Genomic DNA, 20,058 nt, shown 5'->3' on the forward strand with positions numbered 1-20,058 from the left:
AACCCTCACCCCACCGACGAGTAGGCCACAACACCCCGCAGCAACTGATCGACCGCCTTGCGCGCAGCCTTCGCCACAGTCGTCCCCTCCCGGGAGGGAGCCGCCGCCGAAATCTGCCCCAGCACATCGATCACCTGCTTGCACCACCGCACAAAGTCCCCCGCAGGCATCTCCGCCTCCCGAAGCACCTCATCGAGCCCCTTCCCGGAGGCCCACATGTACGCGGCCCAGGCAAATCCGAGATCCGGCTCCCGCTGCCCCACACCCTCGCTCTGCGTGATCCGGAAGTCCTCCTCCAGGGCATCCAACCGCCCCCAGATCCGCACCATCTCCCCCAGCGCGGCCTTGGCCTTCCCGGACGGCAGCTTCGGGGCCATCGCATCGTCGCCCACCCGCGCCTCGTACACCAACGCCGAGACACAAGCGGCGAGCTCCGCCGGCGCGAGCCCTTCCCACACCCCGGCCCGCAGACACTCGCTGGCCAGCAGATCCAGCTCGCCGTACAGCCGGGCCAGCCGCTTCCCGTGCTCGGTGACCTCGTTCCCGCGCAGATAGTCCAGCTCGGTCAGCAGAGCCACGATCCGGTCGAAGGTCCGCGCGATCGTGTTCGTCCGCCCCTCGATCCGTCGCTCCAACTGCGAGGTGTCCCGAAGCAGCCGGTGATATCGCTCGGCCCACCGAGCATGGTCCTCACGGTCGCTGCACCCATGACAGGGGTGCGCCCGAAGAGCGGTCCGCAGCCGGGCGATCTCCCGGTCGTCCGCCGCCTGCGACCGCTGCTTCCGCGCCCGCTCCGGCGGAATGTGCCCGGCCTTGGTCCGCAACGCGGACGCGAGGTCCCGACGCGACTGCGGTGAGCGCGGATTGAAGGACTTGGGAATCCGCATCCGCTCCAAGGCCTCGACCGGCACCGGAAAGTCCATCGAGGCCAGCCGCTTGACCTGCCGCTCAGCGGTCAGCACCAGCGGCCGCGGCCCGTCATGATGCTCGAATCCCCGGTGCCCGTTGGACCGTCCGGCCGGCAGCCCCGGATCCAGGACCAGCGCGAGCCCCGCGTACTTCCCGGTGGGCACATGGATGACGTCCCCCGGTTTCAGCTTCTCCAGGGCCACCGCGGCCTCGGCCCGCCGCTGCGCCACTCCCTGGCGGGCCAGCTCGGTCTCCCGGTCCTTCAGATCCCGCCGCAGCTGCGCATACTCCTCGAAATCCCCCAGGTGGCAGGTCATGGAGGCCTTGTAGCCCTCCAGCCCCTCCTCGTTGCGCTGCACCTGCCGGGAGATCCCGACCACCGACTTGTCGGCCTGGAACTGCGCGAACGACGTCTCCAGCAGCTCCCGCGACCGGTGCCGCCCGAACTGCTCCACCAGGTTGACCGCCATGTTGTACGACGGCTTGAAGCTCGACCGCAACGGATAGGTACGCGTACCCGCGAGCCCCGCCAGATGCTCGGGACTTATCCCGCGCTGCCAGAGCACGACGGCATGGCCCTCGACGTCGATCCCGCGCCGCCCCGCACGCCCGGTCAACTGCGTGTACTCGCCCGGCGTGATGTCCGCGTGCTGCTCGCCGTTCCACTTGACGAGCTTCTCCAACACCACGGACCGAGCAGGCATGTTGATACCCAGCGCCAGCGTCTCGGTCGCGAAGACGGCCTTCACCAGCCCCCGTACGAACAGCTCCTCGACGACCTCCTTGAAGGTCGGCAGCATGCCCGCATGGTGGGCCGCGATCCCCCGCTCGAGCCCTTCGAGCCACTCGTAGTACCCGAGAACATGCAGATCCTCGGTCGGAATCGAAGCCGTACGCTCCTCGACGAGAGCACGCACCTGTTCCCGCGACTCCTCGTCGTTCAGCCTCAACCCCGCGTACAGGCACTGCTGGACGGCGGCCTCACAAGCGGCCCGGCTGAAGATGAAGGTGATCGCCGGCAGCAGCCCCTCGGCATCGAGCCGCTCGATGACCTCGGGCCGCCCGGGTGTCCACACCCGGGACCGCTGTCGCCGCTCCCGCTCCCGGTCGGCCTCCCGCATGGCCCGCCCACGCCGCCGGTCCTGATACGACGGCCGGCTGGCCTCCATCCGCGCCAGCCGCGTCAGATCGGGGTTGACGGCCTTCTTGCTGCCCTCCCCCTCCTCGAAGAGGTCGTACATCCGCCGCCCGGCGAGCACATGCTGGAACAGCGGCACGGGCCGGTGCTCGGAGACGATGACCTGGGTGTCACCGCGCACGGTGTCGAGCCAGTCCCCGAACTCCTCGGCGTTGGACACGGTCGCGGAGAGCGAGACCAGCGTGACCGACTCGGGAAGATGAATGATCACCTCTTCCCATACGGCACCCCGGAACCGGTCGGAGAGGTAGTGCACCTCGTCCATGACCACGTACCCGAGCCCGAGCAGCGTCTGCGATCCGGCGTACAGCATGTTCCGCAGCACCTCGGTGGTCATCACGACCACCGGCGCCTCGGAGTTGACGCTGTTGTCGCCGGTGAGCAGCCCCACCTTGTCCGCGCCGTAACGGCGGCACAGGTCGGCGTACTTCTGGTTCGACAGCGCCTTGATGGGTGTCGTGTAGAAGCACTTCTTGCCCTGTTGCAGGGCCAGGTGGACGGCGAACTCGCCCACGATCGTCTTGCCGGAGCCGGTGGGCGCCGCGACCAGCACTCCCTTGCCCGCTTCGAGTGCCTGGCAGGCCTCGATCTGGAAGGGGTCGAGGCCGAAGTCGTACATCTCGCGGAAGGAGGCGAGCGCGGTGGCCTGCTCGACAGCGCGCTGACGGGCAGCGGCATACCGCTCGGCCGGAGTGAGGTCCTCTGTCATCGTGCTTTCGAGCGTACCGGGCCCCACTGACAACAGGACGATCATTATCCGGAACAAGGGCCCTCAAACACCGAGAGGTGCCCACGTCACGGGGGACGTGGGCACCTCTCGGTGTCTGATGCGGGCGGGGTCTCAGGTCACGTCGTCATAACCGTTGACCCGGTCCGTGCTCGCCTGCTCCGGCAGCGCCCGGCTCGCGGAGACCGTCTCGACCTCGCCGATGTCCTCGGGGGTCAGGTCCAGATCGGAGGCCTCGTCGTCGTCGGGGCCCTCCTCCTCACGCCGGCGCCTGCGCTTGTCGTTGGTCAGCGAGAAGGCGACCGCGCCGAAGTACAGCACCCAGATCGGTCCGGCGAGGGCCAGCATCGAGATGGGGTCGGTGCTGGGCGTGGCGATCGCCGCGAACACCGTGATGCCCATGATCATGCCGCGCCACCAGCCGAGCATCCGCTTGCCGGTGAGCACCCTGGTGAGGTTCAGCATGACCAGCAGCAGGGGCAGCTCGAAGGAGAGGCCGAAGACGATCACCATGCGCGTGACCAGCTGCAGCAGGTCGTCCAGCGGCAGCAGGTTGTCCACGCCGTGCGGGGTGAAGTCGATCAGCACCTTGGCCGTGGTCGGCAGCACCTTGTAGGCGAAGAAACCGCCGCCCAGGAACAGCGGGACGCCGGTGAAGACGAAGCCGTAGGCGTACTTCTTCTCGTTCCGGTGCAGGCCGGGGGCGACGAAGGCCCACAGCTGGTACAGCCAGATCGGCGAGGCGAACACGACACCGGCCATCAGCGAGACCTGAAGGGCCAGCGTGAAGGGCGCGAGGAGACCGTTGATGGTGATCCGCGCGCACTGCTGGCTGGTGTCGGTGGACTTGGCGGCGCTCGCCAGTTCCGCGAAGGACTTCCCACAGCCGACCGAGTCGAGGATCGGCTTGGTGAGGAAGTTGATGATGTCGTTGTAGAAGAAGGCGGCGACGATCGTCACGATGACGATGGCCAGCATCGCCTTCGCGAGCCGGTTGCGGAGCTCACGAAGGTGATCCGCAAGGGGCATCCGCCCCTCGGGATCCTTCTCCTGCTTGCGGGCAGACTTGGGCAACCCACGTCCTCATCTCGTGCGGCAGGCCGGACGGGTCCGGCCCGGCGTCAGGCCTTGGTGGTGTCCGTCGGCTCGGTGACCGGGCGCGAGCTGGTCACGTCGCCGGGAGAGGCCTGGATGGTGCGCTGGGCGGGGGGCTGCTCACCGGTGTTCGGCGGGCCGGCCGGGGTGGCCGTGCTGCTGCCCTCTTCCTTCATCGCCTTGGCCTCGCTCTTGAGGATGCGAGCGGACTTGCCGAGCGAACGCGCCATGTCGGGAAGCTTCTTCGCGCCGAACAGCAGGATGACGACGACGAGGATGAGAATGATCTCGGGGGCGCCGAGCCTTCCGAACATAAGTCTTTACCTTCTCACCGAGGCGGCTGGGGGTGGGGTGCTGTCCGACCGGTCGGACACTTGTCCGATCGATCGTGTTGTCAGCGATCGTAACGCTCAGGGGTAAACGTGAGGCAATCCCCGTGCGTACTCCCGGTCCGCGGCCCGGGCCTCGTTCTCCGGTCCGCGACCAGCAGCGTACCTGCCAGTGTGGTCCGGGTGACAGGTCGAAGTGACCCAAAACGCCTCCGGCCCAGGACTCACACGTCTCACACAGCGGCGGTCACAGTGAGTCGACAGCGCGGGCGGTACTCCCGGCCGCCCGCTCGAGGTCCTCGGCAGCCCTGTTGATACGGCGCGCCGAGTCGCTGACCTGCCTGCCGAGGCGCTGCGCCTCCAGGAACACCCGCACGGCGAGCACCCCGAGGACGGCGAGGCCCAGAAAACCCACAGCTACCGCGAACATCGGCCAGAACATGCCGACGAGCCTAGACCCTCCCCGGCTCCGCTACGTCGCCGAGTGCAGCCGCAGGGTGCGCACCCCGCCGCCGGTGAGCAGCTCGACGATCCGCTCCCCCGCCGGCTTGCGGACCAGGACGCCGCAGTCGGGGCAGGTGAAGGAGTAGAAGGTGCTCTTGCTGGTGGCGCCGATGGCCAGCCGCAGGGCGGCCGCGGTGAGCTCGAAGCTGCCGCGGCAGTCCGGGCACCCGGCCTTGAACACCACCGGGGACACACTTCTCATCCCCGCGAAGGCGGCCGCCACCGAAATCCCCTGCACCCCGGACACCGACGACTCGCTCAAAGCTCCCGCTCCTCTCCCATGGGTCGTTCTCCCTGCGGGGCGCTCCGAGCCGGTGTCGAGGCCGCGGCCGTGCTCAGCCCTTCGGGCCTCCGCGCGGTCGCCCCCTCGACACCGGCGAGCCCCTCCGGCTCACTCCGGCCTGTCGTACGGCCTGTCGTTCTGCCCCTCGCGAACCGTGTGCACCTCGACCCCGTCATAGGCGGCAAGCGCCTCACGGGCCGCCCGGCGGGCGCTGTCGGCGAGGTCGGGCGGCGAGACGATACGGCCGTCGCGCCCCAGCCGCAGCGCCAGGCGGCGCAGCGAGGTCGGGTCGGGGGTGCGCAGGGTAATACGCAGCCCGCCGTCCGGTAGCTCATCCGCACTGTCGTGCGGGTAGTACTCGGCGACCCAGCGGCCGCCGGGACCGACCTCGACGACGACCTCAGGGTCCTCGGCGGCGGGCTGCACCAGCGCCTCCGAGAGGTCCCTGAGCTCTATCTCGGGCGGCACGGAGGGCTCGTCCAGGATCTTGATCTCGGCGACCCGGTCGAGCCGGAAGGTGCGGCGCGCCTCGGAGCGGCGGCACCAGGCCTCGACGTAGGTGTGCCCGACGCTGACCAGGCGGATGGGGTCGATCTCTCGCTCGGTGACCTCGTCGCGGGCCGGCGAGTAGTAGCGGATCCACAGCCGGCGGCGCTCGGAGATGGCCCGGTCGACGTCGGCGAAGACGCCTCCCTCGGCCTCGAAGGTGACGGACAGCCGCGCGCTGGCTCCGGCCGCCTCGCCCGCCGCCGTCTCCACCTTGGCGGTGGCCCGCAGCAGCGCCTGCCGGTCGCCCTCCCGGAGCCCGGGCAGGGTGGACACCGCGCGGGCGGCCACCAGCAGCGCGGTCGCCTCGTCGGCGGCCAGCCGCAGCGGCTCGGCGGTCTCCTCGCCGAGCGCGGCGGGGTTGTGCCACCAGATGCGCTCACCGTCGGTGTCGATGTCGAGCAGATCGCCGCCGCGGAAGCTGGTGCCGCACATGGGCAGCACGTCGAGGTCGGAGACCAGCTCGTCCTCGGTGATGCCGAAGGCACGCGCGACGTCCTCGACCCGGGCTCCGGGGCGCTCCTTCAGGTAGGTCACCAAGCTGAGCATCCGCCGGGTCTGGTCGATGGCGTTCACGGGCCTGACCGGTTTACCTGCCACTGTCCTGCTCCGCTCCCCCTCAGCCCTTGGCCACGGCACGCAGCCGGTCCACCACGTCCGCACGCAGCTCGGCCGGCTCCAGGACCATCACGTCCGGCCCGAACTCCACCAGCCAGGCGTCCAGTCCGTGCCCATACGGAATCTCCAACTCGTCCCAGCCGTCCCCGAGTTCCCGCACCGCCGAGGCCTTCGCCCGAAGGGGGTACCCCGCCCCGGAACGCAGCCGGATCAGCGCGGAGCGGTCGGCGGTCTCCCCCGCCCAGCTCGCGACGGTCTCGCGGACCGTGACGACATCGGGGATCGGGGCGGTGAACTGCCCGCTGCGGCTGCGCACCTTGCCGGTGATCCGCGACAGCCGGAACACCCGCTCGGCGCCCCGGTCGCGGTCCCAGCCGGCCAGGTACCAGTGCCCGCGCCAGCACTCCAGCGCCCATGGCTCGACATGTCGGGGCTCCGGGTGCGCGGCGGTGGCCTTGCGGTAGTCGAAGACGACCGGGCGGCGGTCGCGGCAGGCGAGCATCAGCGGCTCGAACGCCACCTCGTGCACGGGGATACGGGGCTCCAGGGCGCCGTGGGCCTCGTACGGGTCGACGTCCTCGGGCAGCCCGGCAGCGCGCAGCTTCTGCAGGGCGCCGCTGGCCGCGCCCGCGAGCCGGGCCTGCTGCCACACCTTGGCGGCGAGACCGAGGGCGGCCGCCTCTTCGGCGTCGAGGGTGATGGGCGGGAGGCGGTTGCTGTCGCGGCGGGCGAGGTAGCCCATCTCGCCGTCGAGGTTCTCGACCGTCTCGATGACCAGGCCGAGTTCGCGCAGATCGTCCTTGTCGCGCTCGAACATCCGGCTGAAGCTGTCGTCCGAATTGGCTTCCAGATACGCCTCGATGGACTCACGCAGCTCGCGCTTGCTGAGCGGCCGTCGGGTCCCGAGCAGACACAGCGCCAGGTTCATCAGCCGCTCGGCCTTGGCAATGGCCATCGACGCCCTTCGCCTCCCTATGTGCTTACGAACGATGACCGTACCGCCCCGCGGTGGCGTGGCAAAAGCCGAGGGCCCATGCCCGAGCAGGCATGGGCCCCAGGTGATCGGGTCCAGTCGGATCCGGCGATCAGACGGCGACCAGGTCGACCACGAAGATCAGGGTCTCGCCCGGCTTGATCGCCGGGGTCGGGCTCTGGTTGCCGTAGGCGAGGTGCGCGGGGATGGTCAGCTGGCGGCGGCCGCCGACCTTCATGCCCTGCACGCCCTGGTCCCAGCCCTTGATGACCCGGCCGCCACCGAGCGGGAAGCGGAAGGGGGTGCCGCGGTTCCAGCTGGCGTCGAACTCCTCGCCGGTGCTGAAGGCCACGCCCACGTAGTGGACGGTGACGGTCTGACCCGCCTGCGCAACGGCGCCGTCGCCCTCCCAGATGTCCTTGATCTCGAGGTCCGCCGGGGGCTCGCCGCCCGGGAAGTCGATCTCGGGCTTCTCGATGCTCACGTCTCTAGCTCCTGCTTGTCTGCGGAAAGGCAACACGCACAGTCTTACACCTATCGGGCGCTACATCTTCGCCAGGATGTCGACCGAGAAGACCAGCACGGAGTCCTTCTTGATGCCGCTGCCGGCCGGCGGGCTGTCGCCGTAGCCCAGCTTCGGCGGGATGACGATCAGGACGCGGCTGCCGACCTTCTTGCCGGTCAGGCCCTCGGCCCAGCCCTTGACGACCTGCTGCAGCGAGAACGACGTCAGGGCCTTGCGGCTGTACGTCGAGTCGAACTCCTTGCCGCCGTCCCACAGCACGCCCTTGTACTGGACGAGCACCGTGTCCTTCGCGGCGACCTCGTCACCGTCGCCCTCGATGACGTACTCCGCCACCAGCTTGGTGGGCGCGTCGGTCTTGGGCACGTCGATGGAGGGCGCCTTGCCGTCCGTGTTGGTGCCGACCTTGGGGAGGTTCGCGTCGCTCTGTGCGACGTTCGTGCCCTTCGCGGAACTCGTCGCGTTGAACGTGCCCTGGATGTCGGCCACGAACACCAGCGTGTCGGTGCCCTTGATGCCCGCCTGCGAGTTGCCCTCGGTGCCGTAGGCCCAGGTGGGCGGGATGGAGAACTCGACGCGGCTGCCGACCTTCTTGCCCGCCAGCGCATAGCGCCAGCCGTCGATGATGCTGCCCTGGGCCAACTGGATGAGCAGCGGGGTCTTACGGTCGTAGGAGTTGTCGAAGACCTTCGCCGTGTCCCAGATCTGGCCGAGGTAGTGGGCCTGGATGTAGTCGTTCTCCGCGACGGTCCGGCCACCGCCCGCGATGACCGTCTTGACCGCGACGTTCTTCGACGGATCGCCGCTGCCCTTGGCGACGGTGGGCTTCTCACCGAACTTGGTGCCCGCGGTGATCGCCGGCAGCGGACCGTCGACGATCTTCGGCGGCGGCGCGGCGGAGGTGGCCGAGGCGGAGGGCGACGCGCTGTCGCTGGCCTTGGCCGAGTCGGACTTGTTGTCGTCGCCGCATGCGGCGAGCGTGGCAAATCCTGCGGGTACGGCGATGAGTAGGGAGCGTCGGCGCACGGTTGGGGCCTCGTATCGGTCGATCTTGTGGACTGGCGTGCGCGCAACTCTACGGCGTGAGAAGGGCGCCGCACTGGAAACGTACGGCGCCCGTGTTGCGTTCCGGTGTCTCACTGGAACGCGTTGCTCACATTCCTGCGATGAGCTTCTCCACCCGGTCGTCCACCGATCGGAACGGATCCTTGCACAACACCGTGCGCTGCGCCTGGTCGTTGAGCTTGAGGTGGACCCAGTCGACGGTGAAGTCCCGGCGCTGCTCCTGGGCCCTGCGGATGAAGTCGCCGCGCAGCCGGGCCCGAGTAGTCTGCGGGGGAACGGACTTGCCCTCGAAGATCTTCAAGTCGTTGCAGATTCGGGCTGCTTGGCCCTTCCTCTCCAGCAGGTAGTAGAGGCCACGACGGCGGTGGATGTCGTGGTAGGCGAGGTCTATCTGCGCGACCCTCGGGTGGGACATGGTCATGTTGTGCTTGGCCCGGTACCGCTCGATGAGCTTGTACTTCATGACCCAGTCGATCTCGGTGCCGATCCGGTCGAGGTCCTCGGCCTCGATCGCGTCCAGCGTGCGGCCCCACAGCTCCAGGACCTGCTCCACGGTGCCGGTGCGGATGCCGCGGCGCTCGCAGAAGTCCACGGCCTTCTCGAAGTACTCGCGCTGCACCTCCAGCGCGGAGGCCTCCCGGCCGCTGGCCAGGCGCACCTTGCGCCGGCCGGTGATGTCGTGGCTGACCTCGCGGATCGCCCGGATCGGGTTCTCCAGGGTCAGGTCGCGCATCACGGTGCCCGCCTCGATCATGCGCAGCACCAGGTCGGTGGCGCCGACCTTGAGCAGCATGGTCGTCTCGGACATGTTCGAGTCACCCACGATGACATGCAGGCGGCGGTAGCGCTCGGCGTCCGCGTGCGGTTCGTCGCGGGTGTTGATGATGGGCCTCGAGCGGGTCGTCGCCGAGGAGACGCCCTCCCAGATGTGCTCGGCCCGCTGGCTGACGCAGTACACCGCTCCGCGCGGGGTCTGCAGCACCTTGCCCGCCCCGCACAGGAGCTGGCGGGTGACCAGGAACGGAATGAGGATGTCCGCGAGCCGGGAGAACTCCCCGTGACGCGCGACGAGATAGTTCTCGTGGCAGCCGTAGGAGTTGCCCGCCGAGTCGGTGTTGTTCTTGAAGAGGTAGACGTCGCCCGCGATTCCTTCCTCGTGCAGGCGTCGTTCGGCGTCTACCAGGAGTCCTTCCAGAATGCGTTCGCCGGCCTTGTCGTGGGTGACCAGTTCGGTCACGTTGTCACATTCGGGTGTCGCGTATTCCGGATGTGAGCCCACGTCGAGATAGAGCCGGGCCCCGTTTCGCAGAAAGACATTGCTGCTGCGGCCCCATGACACGACACGGCGGAAGAGGTACCGCGCCACCTCGTCGGGAGACAGGCGGCGCTGTCCCCTGAACGTACATGTGACGCCGTACTCGTTCTCCAGCCCGAAAATGCGGCGGTCCATGAGTGAACATTACGCCCGATCCCCTGACCTGAAACGGGGTTCGGCAGCACGGTTTGGATCATTTTCCGATGAAGCCGCAACCACCCGCCGTGCGCCGGGAGCTGCGAGGACCCGCCCGGTGGCCAGCAGAACCAACAGCGACACGCCGCCCGCGACACCCGGCACGGCGAAACCCCACACCGCCCCACCCCGCTCGACGACCGGGCCCGTGAGGCCCGTTCCGACCGAGGAACCCACGGTGAACGTGGTCACGATCCAGGAGAACGCCTCGGTGACCGTCCCGCGCGGCGCGTGCCGGTCGACGAGCACGAAAGCGCAGGCGAGGCAGGGCGCGAGGAAGAGACCGGCGACCGCCGTGAGCGCCGTCATGGCCACCGGACCCGGCGTCAGCGTGAGCGGCAGGTAACACACCGCCAGAAGCGCGACCAGCACCCGCAGTCGCCGCTCCGGCGCACCACCCCACTGCCGCGCGCCGTACGCCGTACCACCGACGAGCGCGCCGAGGCCGATGGCCGCCATCAGCCAGCCGTACACCGCGTCCCCGCCGTGGTCGTCGGCGTACGCCACGGCGGCGACCGCGATGGAGCCGAGCGCCATCCCCACGGCCAGGAACGCGCCGAGCAGGACGAGCAGTCCGGGCGAGCGCAGGGCGCCGAGCCAGTGCGCCTCTCGCGGCTCCGAACGCCACGCGCGCGAGGGCGGCGAGAGCACCACGGAGAGAGCCCCCAGCACACCGACCACGTTGACCAGCACGAGCGCGGCCTGTGCCGACCACAGCGACACGCACAGGGTCACCAACAACGGGCCGACGGTGAACATGACCTCCTGGGCGACCGCGTCCATCGCGTACGCCGTCTGCACCTGGCCCTCGCTCTTCAGGACCGAGGACCACAGCGCCCTCAGGCCGCCCTCCAGAGGCGGTGTGAACAGTCCGGAGAGCGCCACGCACGCGTACGCGAGCGCCAGCGCATCGGTACCGGCGACGGCGAAGGCGGACATGGCCAGCGCGGAGACGAGCGCCGCGGGCAGCTGGACGCGCGGCTGCCCGTACACGTCCACGAGCCGGCCCAACAGCGGCTGCCCGACGGCGTTGGCGACCCCGTACACCGCGGCCAGCCCGCCGGCCAGGCTGTAGGTGCCACCCTCCGACCGGACGAACAGCACGATGGCGATCGCGGCCACGGCACACGGCAGCCGGCCCACCAGGGTGCCCGTGAGCAGACGCGCGGCATGCCTGGTCCTGAGAATCTCCGCATACCCCGCCGCCATGTCCCGCCTCCAAGTTTTACGTATAACCCCGCTTCCCATACGTACCATGTGCGCTGTTCACACGTCCAGACGAAGGAGCAGGTCCCCGGTGGCACGCAGCAGCACGCGCCCGACCAGCCGTGACGTGGCACAGGCGGCGGGAGTCTCCCAGGCCGCGGTCTCCCTCGTCCTCGGCGACAAGTGGCGCGGCCGCGTCTCGGCGACGACCGCGGAACGCGTACGGGAGGCCGCCCGCGACCTCGGCTACCGGCCCAACCTCGCCGCCCGCAACCTCCGCCTGGGCCGCACCCGCACCGTTCTGCTCGTGGTCCCGGCACTCACCAACGAATTCTTCGCAGGCGTCTACACCGGCGCCGCCCGCGTCGCCGCCGACCACGGCTTCGGCGTGGTCCTCTACCCCTCACCCGCGGGGATCGGCCCGGCCCGCGACCCCTTCGCCTCCGCCCAGGCGGCCCTCGACGGCGTCATCGCCTCCTCCATGGCCGCCGACGCCGTCACCGACATCCGCGGCGACCAACTGCCCCTCGTGATGCTGGACAGCGACCCCGAGGGCAGCCTCGGCGCGGCCACCGTCAACCTGGACATCACCGACGGGATCCGCCAGGTCACCGAGCACCTCCTCACCCTGGGCCACCGCCGCTTCCTCCACGTCGCGGCGGACGTGGCGTCCTGGACCTTCGAGGTACGCGCCCGGGAACTGGCGGCCAGGGCCGGAGCCGTCCCCGGAACCTCCGTGCGCACGATCCACTCCCCACTCTCCATCGAGGCCGCCCTCGCCGCCGTCGGAACCGCCCTCGCACAGCCCGGCCCCCGACCCACCGCCATGGTCTGCGACGACGACAAACTGGCGGCCGGCGCCTACAAGGCGATCCGCCGCCTGGGCCTGCGCGTCCCCGACGACGTCTCCGTCACCGGCCTCGACGACCTCGCCCTGGCCACGGCCATCGACCCGGAGCTGACAACCGTGCGCCTGGACGCGGAGGCGGTCGGCGAACGCGGCATGCGAGCCCTGCTGGCGGTCCTGGAGGGCCGCACACCCGACGCCGGGGACATCCCCGTCGAACTGGTCGTGCGGGGCTCCACGGCGCCACCCAGCGGCCCCTGAACGCCCTGCGCCCCGGCCGTGTCGACGGCCGGGGCGCACAAGGGGTGAGATGAGACGGGCTACTCCTCGTCGGAACTCTCGTCCTCGGTGCTGCTCTCGGCCTCGGTCGCCGCTCCGTCCGCCTCCAGGAGGCGGGCGAGCTGGCGGCCCACGATGCGCTTGAACTTGCGGGCCTGCGGGCGCGTACGGTCCAGCACCGCGACCTCCAGGCGCTCGGCGGGGATCTCCCGCTGCGTGCCGTTCGACTCGCGGGACAGGGCCTGCACGGCCAGCTTGAGCCCCTCGGCCAGGCTCATGCCCTCCTGATGCTGCTGGTCGAGGTAGTTGCTGATCAGCTCGGCATTGCCGCCGACCGCGACCGAACCGTGCTCGTCCACGATCGAGCCGTCGTGCGGCAGCCGGTAGATCTGGTCGCCGTCCGGCGTCTCACCGACCTCGGCGACCACCAGCTCCACCTCGTACGGCTTCTCGCCCGCCGAGGAGAAGATGGTGCCCAGCGTCTGGGCGTAGACGTTGGCGAGACCGCGGGCGGTCACGTCGTCACGGTCATAGGTGTAACCACGAAGATCGGCATACCGCACACCACCGATCCGCAGGTTCTCGTACTCGTTGTACTTGCCGGCAGCGGCGAAGCCGATCCGGTCGTAGATCTCACTGAACTTGTGCAGCGCGCGGGACGGGTTCTCGCCGACGAAGACGATGCCGTCGGCGTACTGGAGCACGACCAGGCTGCGACCGCGGGCGATGCCCTTGCGGGCGTACTCCGCCCGGTCGGCCATCGCCTGCTGGGGGGAGACATAGAACGGCGTCGACACCGGTTATCCGTCCCTTTCTGTCGAGGTCAACTGGATCACCTTGATAAGACCGGTCGCCGCTACAGCAGCGCGGCCCGCGGGCCGTCGGGCTGCTCCAGCCGCCGCTCCAGGATCGAGCGGGCGATCTCGGAGGACTCGTCGTCGGTGAGCCGGCGGAAGCCGTCCTCGGTGATCACGGTGACGATCGGATAGATCCGGCGGGCGACATCGGGACCGCCGGTCGCCGAGTCGTCGTCTGCCGCGTCGTACAGGGCCTGGACCACGAGGGTCGTGGCCTCGGCCTCGGTGAGGTCGCCGCGGTAGAGCTTCTTCATGGCGCCCCGCGCGAAGATCGAGCCCGAGCCCGTCGCCGCGAAGCCGTGCTCCTCGGAACGGCCGCCCGTCACGTCGTAGGAGAAGATGCGGCCCTTGTCACGGTCCACGTCGAAACCGGCGAAGAGGGGGACCACGGCCAAGCCCTGCATGGCCATGCCGAGGTTGGAACGGATCATGGTCGACAGACGGTTCGCCTTGCCCTCCAGGGACAGCTGCGCACCCTCGACCTTCTCGAAGTGCTCCAGCTCCAGCTGGAACAGCTTGACCATCTCGACGGCGAGACCCGCGGTGCCCGCGATCCCGACGGCCGAGTACTCGTCCGCCGGGAACACCTTCTCGATGTCCCGCTGGGCGATCACATTCCCCATGGTCGCCCGACGGTCACCGGCCAGCACCACACCGCCCGGGAAGGTCACGGCGACGATCGTCGTGCCGTGCGGCGCCTCGATCACGCCCTGCGTGGGCGGCAGTTGACGCTTGCCGGGCAGCATCTCGGGCTGATGCTCGGAGAGAAAGTCCATGAACGAAGAGGACCCAGGCGTCAGGAAGGCAGCTGGTAGACGCCCGGTGCTACGAGTGTTGGCTTCCACGCGATTCCTTCCACGTATGTTGCAGCCCGCCTTATGACGTCGGGCCGATCCTTGAACTGCCCCAGTGCAGCGTTGCAGCTGAAGCACAGTACGCCTCGGACCCTACCCGTCTTGTGGCAGTGATCCACATGCTCGGGCAACGCCGCCAAACATATGCAGCAGACGCCCCCTTGAGAGGCGACCAGCTCGTCCCGCTCGGTCTCCGTGATGCCGTACTGACGCTTCAGATGGTCTTGCCTGCCCTGGACTGCCCGGCACGCCTTGCAGCGCGTCGACAGTCCGTCGGACGCGGTTGCGTTTCGATGCCACTCGCTGTGCGGCTTGACCTCGCCACATGTCCGACAGAGCTTGTGCCCGGCCGGAACATCCACCTTCTCCCGGACCGCCCGGCCCAGCGCCTCCTGGCGCCGCCGGGAGTGCGCGGCGCTGTACTCCGCCACGCACTCCCGGCAGTGCACCTGGAGGCCGTCACGCCGATTCTTGTCCCGCGCGAATGCAGCAAGCGGCAGCTCTCGCCCGCACTTCCTGCATTGCTTCGCATTGGCCTCGTCAGCCACCCTCGCCCCCACCGACTTTCAATTCGAAGGCAAAGCGACCAAGTGACCCCTCACTCTCCACCTTTTTGCACGAATGAGCGCACGAAATCCTCGGCATTTTCCTCGAGCACATCATCGATTTCATCGAGAACCGAGTCCACGTCATCACTCAGCTTCTCGTGGCGCTCCTTGAGGTCCTCCGAGCCCTGCGCTTCCTCCGCCTGCTCCTCGACCTCTTCGTTGGTGCGCGTCGCCTTCTGCTGGCCGCCGCCGGTGTCCTTGGTTGCCATAACCCTCACCCCGCTCAGTTCGCCCGACATGGTCGACAGGTCGGCATTCCTGCCGATCGGTGGTGATCAGACCCTACAAGCCGGGTCTGACAATGGCCCTGCAGTTTCTCCAACGTACGAGGACCATCTCGATGATTCCCGGACGGCGGACTTTCCACCCTGTCCGGCCCGGACCGCCCGGTTACCCGGTCAGCCGCCGGAAAGTACCCTGACCAGGTCTTCCGCCGTGCGACAGCGGTCGAGGAGCTCCTTGACGTGATTTCGCGTTCCGCGTAGTGGTTCGAGGGTTGGGACACGCTGGAGGGAGTCCCGGCCGGGGAGATCGAAGATGACCGAGTCCCAGGAGGCCGCGGCGACGTCGTCGGCGTACTGCTCCAGGCAGCGGCCGCGGAAGTACGCGCGTGTGTCCTCCGGCGGCTTCGTACGGGCCCGCTCGACGTCGGCCTCGTCCAGCAGGCGCTTCATGCGGCCGCGGGCCGCCAGACGGTTGTAGAGGCCCTTCTCGGCCCGCACGTCCGCGTACTGGAGGTCGAGGAGGTGCAGCTTCGCGGCGTCCCAGTCGAGGCCGTCACGGCGCCGGTAGCCTTCCATGAGCTCTCGCTTGGCGACCCAGTCCAGCTCGCCGGCGAGGCTCATCGGGTCGTTCTCCAGGCGGTTGAGGGTGTCCTCCCAGCGCGCCAGGACGTCCTTGGTCTGTTCGTCCGCGTCGGAGCCGAAGCGCTCTTCGACGTACTTGCGCGACAGTTCGAAGTACTCCATCTGCAGTTGGACCGCGGTGAGTGTGCGGCCGCTGCGCAGCGTGACCAGGCGTTGGAGGGTCGGGTCGTGGGAGACCTGGTGGAGCGTGCGGACGGGCTGGTCCACGGCCAGGTCGACGGCAATGAAGCCGTCCTCGATCATGGACAGGACGAGGGCGGTCGTGCCCAGCTTGAGGTAGGTCGAGATCTCGGAGAGGTTGGCGTCGCCGATGATCACGTGCAGTCGGCGGTACTTCTCGGCGTCGGCGTGCGGTTCGTCGCGGGTGTTGATGATGGGGCGCTTGAGGGTGGTCTCCAGGCCGACCTCGACCTCGAAGTAGTCGGAGCGCTGGCTGAGCTGGAAGCCGTGTTCGTGCCCGTCCTGGCCGATGCCGACGCGGCCCGCTCCGGTGACGACCTGACGGGAGACGAAGAAGGGCGTGAGGTGGCGCACGATGTCCGAGAAGGGGGTCTCCCGCTTCATCAGGTAGTTCTCGTGCGTGCCGTAGGAGGCGCCCTTGTTGTCGGTGTTGTTCTTGTAGAGGTGGATCGGCTGGGCGCCCGGGAGCGCGGCCGCGCGCTCGGCGGCCTCGGCCATGATGCGCTCGCCGGCCTTGTCCCAGAGGACGGCGTCGCGCGGGTTGGTGACCTCGGGGGCGCTGTACTCGGGGTGTGCGTGGTCGACGTAGAGCCGTGCGCCGTTGGTGAGGATCACGTTGGCGAGGCCGATGTCCTCGTCGGTGAGCTGGCTGGAGTCGGCGGCCTCGCGGGCGAGGTCGAAGCCCCGCGCGTCCCGCAGCGGGTTCTCCTCCTCGAAGTCCCAGCGGGCCCGGCGGGCCCGGTGCATCGCCGCCGCGTAGGCGTTGACGATCTGGGACGAGGTGAGCATGGCATTGGCGTTGGGGTGGCCGGGGACGGAAATCCCGTACTCCGTCTCGATGCCCATTACTCGCCGTACGGTCATGCGGCCCTCCTTGCCCGGCGGCGCCCTCGGTCGGGGGCGGCGCTCAAGTACCGCTGGCGCTCCGGTGCGTGTGCGGTGCCCGTCCCCGCACTGCGCGACTCGGCGGTACCGAAGAGCCTAGAACGGCTTTGCGCTGGTGGGGAGATCATTTGCGTCATTGCCTTGCTCGCCTTGGTTCCGATTAGTTGCCTGAAAAACAGTCGGCTGCGGGTACCCCGGTAAGGGCACCCGCAGCCGCCCCGCTTTTACAGGTACTGACCGGTGTTGGCCACCGTGTCGATGGAGCGTCCGGTGTCGGCGCCCTGCTTTCCGGTGATGAGGGTACGGATGTAGACGATCCGCTCGCCCTTCTTTCCGGAGATCCGGGCCCAGTCGTCCGGGTTGGTGGTGTTGGGCAGGTCCTCGTTCTCCTTGAACTCGTCCACGCAGGCCTGGAGGAGGTGGGAGACCCGAAGGCCCTTGGAGTTGTGGTCGAGGAAGTCCTTGATCGCCATCTTCTTGGCCCGGCCCACGATGTTCTCGATCATGGCGCCGGAGTTGAAGTCCTTGAAGTAGAGGACTTCCTTGTCACCGTTGGCGTAGGTGACCTCCAGGAAGCGGTTTTCCTCGGATTCCGCGTACATGTGCTCGACGGCCGTCTGGATCATGCTCTCGACGGTGGTCGTCTTGCTGCCGCCGTGCTCGCCGAGGTCGTCGGCGTGCAGCGGGAGGCGTTCGGTGAGGTACTTGCCGAAGATGTCCTTGGCGGCCTCGGCGTCGGGACGCTCGATCTTGATCTTCACGTCCAGGCGGCCGGGGCGCAGGATGGCGGGGTCGATCATGTCCTCGCGGTTGGAGGCGCCGATCACGACCACGTTCTGCAGGCCCTCGACACCGTCGATCTCGGCGAGCAGCTGGGGGACGATGGTGTTCTCCACGTCCGAGCTGACACCGGAGCCACGGGTGCGGAAGAGGGACTCCATCTCGTCGAAGAAGACGATGACGGGTGTGCCCTCGGAGGCCTTCTCACGGGCACGCTGGAAGACCAGGCGGATCTGCCGCTCGGTCTCTCCGACGTACTTGTTGAGGAGCTCGGGGCCCTTGATGTTGAGGAAGAAGCTCTTGCCCTGGGCCTGACCGGTGACCTCGGCGACCTTCTTGGCCAGCGAGTTGGCGACGGCCTTGGCGATGAGTGTCTTGCCGCATCCGGGGGGCCCGTAGAGCAGGACGCCCTTGGGCGGCCGCAGTTCGTGCTCCTTGAACAGGTCCGGGTAGAGGTACGGGAGCTCGACCGCGTCGCGAATGGCTTCGATCTGGCCCCCCAGACCGCCGATCTGCTCGTAGCCGATGTCCGGCACTTCCTCCAGGACGAGTTCTTCGACCTCGCTCTTCGGAACGATCTCGTAGACATAGCCGGAGCGGGGTTCGAGCAGCAGGGCATCACCGGGGCGGATGTTGACGTCCAGCAGCGGCTCGGCGAGCCGTACCACCCGTTCCTCATCGGTGTGCCCGAGCACCAGGGCGCGCTCGCCGTCCTCGAGGATCTCCTTGAGGGTGACGATGTCCCCGACGCGCTCGAACTCCATGGCCTCGACCACGTTGAGCGCTTCGTTGAGCATCAGTTCCTGGCCGCGCCGGAGCTCTTCGAGGTCGACGCTGGGGCTGACGTTCACCCGGAGCTTGCGGCCCCCGGTGAAGATGTCGGCGGTGCCGTCCTCGTTGGCCTGCAGGAAGACGCCGAAGCCGGCCGGCGGCTGGGCGAGCCGGTCGACCTCTTCCTTGAGGGCCACGATCTGGTCGCGGGCCTCACGGAGCGTGTTGGCGAGTCGCTCGTTCTGGGCGGACACGCCGGCCAGGTTGGTCTGCAGCTCGACGATCCGCTCTTCGAGAATCCTCGTGTGTCGCGGAGAGTCGGCGAGCTTGCGTCGCAGGACGGCGATCTCCTGCTCAAGGTAGGCAATCTGCCCGGCCGGGTCGTCGGACCCTCGTCCCGGGCGGATGCCGCGGTTCATGTCGTCGTCGTGGGCTGCCACGGTCCTCACCTCCTCCAAGGGGAGCTGGACGCTTCCAGACCCTACCTGGGTGGGTGTCGATTGAAACCCCTAGATCACAAAGACTGTCGAGGTGTGTCCGATCTTCACCCTTGCGCTCTCCCTCACGCCAGCTCAATACCCACCGAACATGATTGGAAAGCTGCCGGAGGTAGGGTCGAACTGTTCAACACCCGTCAGAGCTGGTGGGATTCCCGTCGGCTCGACCTGTAAACGGCAGGAGACATGAGCGTGCAGAAGGAGGCCGGAATCGGCGCCGCGGAGCTGGAGGTCTGGATCGATCAGGACCTCTGTACCGGCGACGGCATCTGCGCGCAGTACGCGCCCGAGGTGTTCGAGCTCGACATCGACGGTCTGGCCTATGTGAAGGGCGCGGACGACGAACTGCTGCAGGACAGGGGCGCCACAACGCCCGTACCGCTGCCGCTTCTCACGGATGTGGTGGACTCGGCGAAGGAGTGTCCGGGCGACTGCATCCACGTACGGCGGGTTTCAGACAAGGTCGAGGTCTACGGTCCGGACGCGGAGTGACCTGCCGGGTACGGCGCGTTATGACTGTCTGATTTCTCACACACCTCGGGGGCATTACTCAGACGTTGTGGGCGCCGGCGGGTGTCGAGCGCACGAACGCGCCGTTCTTCCACTGCCACTTAGCGTGGTCGGTGACGTCCGGGCAGCAGCGCGGTATGTCCTCGGACGAGTAGCCGAGCAGGGTGGCGGTGACGGCTCCGTCGCGTACGGCGAAGTCACTCACCGTGTCGCCGGTCTTGGGTGCGATCAGGGTCGCCACGACGCGGGGCTTGCCGTCCGACGCGCGCGTGATGACGTAGACGCCGTCGGGTGGGGTGCCCATGGGGGCGTCGCAGTGGACCACGGCGACCGTCTCCGGGTTGCCGTCGCCGTCGAGGTCCCCGGTGGCCTTCTTCTGTACGACGGCCTTCACCGGGCCGCAGGTGATGGGGAAGTCGACGCCCGTGGTGCCGGGCGCGGCCGCGGTATGGGCGGCGGTCTTGGTCTGGTGGCCGGCCGTCTGGGCCGCCGTCGCCGAGTTGGGCTGCAGGACCGACGAGAGGGCCATCACTCCGGCCACGGCTGTGGCGGTGGCGACCCAGTGGATCGGACGGGTGTGCGTGTGTGCCAGTTCCGGGACGGCGGATTGCTGCACTAGGAGTGTCTCCTGTGAGGGC

The 20,058-nt window shown here is 68.5% G+C and carries 20 protein-coding genes; 2 read left to right on the forward strand and 18 right to left on the reverse strand.

The features are described from left to right. Positions 1 to 5 precede the first annotated feature (5 nt). The 11 genes from ACWC09_RS25465 to ACWC09_RS25515 form a co-directional block, all read right to left on the reverse strand. Entirely contained in the window at positions 6 to 2,861 is a 2,856-nt protein-coding gene (locus ACWC09_RS25465; protein WP_450852904.1) for a DEAD/DEAH box helicase, read from the reverse strand. 87 nt (positions 2,862 to 2,948) lie between these two features. Beyond that, positions 2,949 to 3,908, reverse strand: a complete 960-nt coding sequence (gene tatC, locus ACWC09_RS25470) for a twin-arginine translocase subunit TatC (RefSeq protein ID WP_450852905.1) — start codon at positions 3,906 to 3,908, stop codon at positions 2,949 to 2,951. Between the two features lie 47 nt (positions 3,909 to 3,955). Continuing rightward, positions 3,956 to 4,243 carry a Sec-independent protein translocase subunit TatA gene (gene tatA, locus ACWC09_RS25475; protein ID WP_450852906.1) on the reverse strand — a complete coding sequence of 96 codons (288 nt, stop codon included), beginning with the start codon at positions 4,241 to 4,243 and terminating at the stop codon, positions 3,956 to 3,958. A gap of 262 nt (positions 4,244 to 4,505) precedes the next feature. After that, positions 4,506 to 4,700 (reverse strand): hypothetical protein, encoded by a 195-nt coding sequence (locus ACWC09_RS25480; protein WP_450852907.1) that lies wholly within the window; start codon positions 4,698 to 4,700, stop codon positions 4,506 to 4,508. 30 nt (positions 4,701 to 4,730) lie between these two features. Then, entirely contained in the window at positions 4,731 to 5,024 is a 294-nt protein-coding gene (locus tag ACWC09_RS25485) for a hypothetical protein (protein ID WP_450852908.1), read from the reverse strand. A gap of 129 nt (positions 5,025 to 5,153) precedes the next feature. Further along, positions 5,154 to 6,191 (reverse strand): helix-turn-helix transcriptional regulator, encoded by a 1,038-nt coding sequence (locus ACWC09_RS25490; protein ID WP_450852909.1) that lies wholly within the window; start codon positions 6,189 to 6,191, stop codon positions 5,154 to 5,156. Positions 6,192 to 6,210: 19 nt separating this feature from the next. After that, positions 6,211 to 7,164, reverse strand: a complete 954-nt coding sequence (locus ACWC09_RS25495) for a helix-turn-helix transcriptional regulator (RefSeq protein WP_450852910.1) — start codon at positions 7,162 to 7,164, stop codon at positions 6,211 to 6,213. A 130-nt stretch (positions 7,165 to 7,294) separates the two neighbouring features. Next, positions 7,295 to 7,666, reverse strand: coding sequence for an FKBP-type peptidyl-prolyl cis-trans isomerase (locus ACWC09_RS25500; protein WP_232654253.1), 372 nt, complete (start codon positions 7,664 to 7,666; stop codon positions 7,295 to 7,297). Between the two features lie 60 nt (positions 7,667 to 7,726). Further along, positions 7,727 to 8,731 (reverse strand): FKBP-type peptidyl-prolyl cis-trans isomerase, encoded by a 1,005-nt coding sequence (locus ACWC09_RS25505; protein ID WP_450852911.1) that lies wholly within the window; start codon positions 8,729 to 8,731, stop codon positions 7,727 to 7,729. 127 nt (positions 8,732 to 8,858) lie between these two features. Beyond that, complete coding sequence (pafA, locus tag ACWC09_RS25510) at positions 8,859 to 10,220, reverse strand: Pup--protein ligase (protein ID WP_055517796.1); 1,362 nt, start codon at positions 10,218 to 10,220, stop codon at positions 8,859 to 8,861. 9 nt (positions 10,221 to 10,229) lie between these two features. Further along, complete coding sequence (locus ACWC09_RS25515; protein WP_450852912.1) at positions 10,230 to 11,489, reverse strand: MFS transporter; 1,260 nt, start codon at positions 11,487 to 11,489, stop codon at positions 10,230 to 10,232. A gap of 88 nt (positions 11,490 to 11,577) precedes the next feature. Between ACWC09_RS25515 and ACWC09_RS25520 the strand changes: the two genes are divergently transcribed. After that, on the forward strand, positions 11,578 to 12,594 hold the full coding sequence (locus ACWC09_RS25520) for a LacI family DNA-binding transcriptional regulator (protein WP_450852913.1): 1,017 nt from the start codon (positions 11,578 to 11,580) through the stop codon (positions 12,592 to 12,594). Positions 12,595 to 12,653: 59 nt separating this feature from the next. Here ACWC09_RS25520 and prcA read toward each other — a convergent pair whose 3' ends face one another. The 6 genes from prcA to arc all read right to left on the reverse strand — a co-directional run bounded on the left by prcA (position 12,654) and on the right by arc (position 18,853). Further along, complete coding sequence (gene prcA, locus ACWC09_RS25525) at positions 12,654 to 13,409, reverse strand: proteasome subunit alpha (protein WP_450852914.1); 756 nt, start codon at positions 13,407 to 13,409, stop codon at positions 12,654 to 12,656. Positions 13,410 to 13,468: 59 nt separating this feature from the next. Then, positions 13,469 to 14,314 carry a proteasome subunit beta gene (gene prcB / locus ACWC09_RS25530; protein ID WP_450852915.1) on the reverse strand — a complete coding sequence of 282 codons (846 nt, stop codon included), beginning with the start codon at positions 14,312 to 14,314 and terminating at the stop codon, positions 13,469 to 13,471. Then, the gene (locus ACWC09_RS25535; protein WP_450852916.1) at positions 14,266 to 14,871 is read right to left on the reverse strand and encodes an endonuclease VII domain-containing protein; all 606 of its coding nucleotides are present in this window, start codon (positions 14,869 to 14,871) and stop codon (positions 14,266 to 14,268) included. The genes prcB and ACWC09_RS25535 overlap by 49 nt, the downstream gene beginning before the upstream one ends. Before the next feature lie 50 nt (positions 14,872 to 14,921). Continuing rightward, complete coding sequence (locus tag ACWC09_RS25540; protein ID WP_450852917.1) at positions 14,922 to 15,140, reverse strand: ubiquitin-like protein Pup; 219 nt, start codon at positions 15,138 to 15,140, stop codon at positions 14,922 to 14,924. 189 nt (positions 15,141 to 15,329) lie between these two features. Beyond that, positions 15,330 to 16,841 carry a depupylase/deamidase Dop gene (dop, locus tag ACWC09_RS25545; RefSeq protein WP_450852918.1) on the reverse strand — a complete coding sequence of 504 codons (1,512 nt, stop codon included), beginning with the start codon at positions 16,839 to 16,841 and terminating at the stop codon, positions 15,330 to 15,332. 245 nt (positions 16,842 to 17,086) lie between these two features. Then, positions 17,087 to 18,853 carry a proteasome ATPase gene (gene arc, locus ACWC09_RS25550; RefSeq protein WP_450852919.1) on the reverse strand — a complete coding sequence of 589 codons (1,767 nt, stop codon included), beginning with the start codon at positions 18,851 to 18,853 and terminating at the stop codon, positions 17,087 to 17,089. 243 nt (positions 18,854 to 19,096) lie between these two features. On the opposite strand from arc, the gene ACWC09_RS25555 reads away from it, so the two are divergent. Beyond that, positions 19,097 to 19,402: a ferredoxin gene (locus ACWC09_RS25555; protein WP_450852920.1), complete on the forward strand. Its 306-nt coding sequence runs from the start codon at positions 19,097 to 19,099 to the stop codon at positions 19,400 to 19,402. A 58-nt stretch (positions 19,403 to 19,460) separates the two neighbouring features. On the opposite strand, the gene ACWC09_RS25560 is transcribed toward ACWC09_RS25555, so the two are convergent. Beyond that, complete coding sequence (locus ACWC09_RS25560; protein ID WP_450852921.1) at positions 19,461 to 20,036, reverse strand: hypothetical protein; 576 nt, start codon at positions 20,034 to 20,036, stop codon at positions 19,461 to 19,463. Positions 20,037 to 20,058: the final 22 nt, after the last annotated feature.

The organism is Streptomyces sp. NPDC001617 (genome assembly GCF_053596855.1).

What these genes read in the sequence shown, in the direction of transcription:
- ACWC09_RS25465 (WP_450852904.1), bottom strand. Translation starts at nt 2,861, where the DNA reads ATGATCGTCCTGTTGTCAGTGGGGCCCGGTACGCTCGAAAGCACGATG.
- tatA (WP_450852906.1), bottom strand. Translation starts at nt 4,243, where the DNA reads ATGTTCGGAAGGCTCGGCGCCCCCGAGATCATTCTCATCCTCGTCGTC.
- ACWC09_RS25480 (WP_450852907.1), bottom strand. Translation starts at nt 4,700, where the DNA reads ATGTTCTGGCCGATGTTCGCGGTAGCTGTGGGTTTTCTGGGCCTCGCC.
- ACWC09_RS25495 (WP_450852910.1), bottom strand. Translation starts at nt 7,164, where the DNA reads ATGGCCATTGCCAAGGCCGAGCGGCTGATGAACCTGGCGCTGTGTCTG.
- pafA (WP_055517796.1), bottom strand. Translation starts at nt 10,220, where the DNA reads ATGGACCGCCGCATTTTCGGGCTGGAGAACGAGTACGGCGTCACATGT.
- ACWC09_RS25515 (WP_450852912.1), bottom strand. Translation starts at nt 11,489, where the DNA reads ATGGCGGCGGGGTATGCGGAGATTCTCAGGACCAGGCATGCCGCGCGT.
- ACWC09_RS25540 (WP_450852917.1), bottom strand. Translation starts at nt 15,140, where the DNA reads ATGGCAACCAAGGACACCGGCGGCGGCCAGCAGAAGGCGACGCGCACC.
- dop (WP_450852918.1), bottom strand. Translation starts at nt 16,841, where the DNA reads ATGACCGTACGGCGAGTAATGGGCATCGAGACGGAGTACGGGATTTCC.
- ACWC09_RS25555 (WP_450852920.1), top strand. Translation starts at nt 19,097, where the DNA reads ATGAGCGTGCAGAAGGAGGCCGGAATCGGCGCCGCGGAGCTGGAGGTC.